Here is a 243-nt window from a genome sequence, read left to right on the forward strand (position 1 = left end):
CTGATGGCGCTGCCCACCATTCCCTCCGACGCGCTGCCCACGGCAGCCGAACTGCCGGCGCCGCGCGGACCGGGGCAGCCTGAACCGGCGCGCATCGCGCTGCTGGTGCATGACATGCAGCGCTACTTCCGGGCCGCGTGCGGCGCCGATGCCGCGCCGCTGGCCCCGGCAACCGCCAACATCGTCCGGCTGGTCGCGCCCTGCCGGGCGCAGGGCATACCGGTGTTCTACACCGCCCAGCGA

1 protein-coding gene is annotated in these 243 nt (G+C 74.5%); it reads left to right on the plus strand.

What is annotated here, in order from left to right; all coding sequences use genetic code 11:
- Positions 1-243: isochorismatase family protein (locus ACQG3P_RS22055; protein ID WP_426806241.1), on the plus strand; the 243-nt coding region annotated here is incomplete at both ends.

This window comes from Stenotrophomonas sp. SrG, from assembly GCF_050031795.1.
Lineage (GTDB): Bacteria > Pseudomonadota > Gammaproteobacteria > Xanthomonadales > Xanthomonadaceae > Stenotrophomonas > Stenotrophomonas rhizophila_A.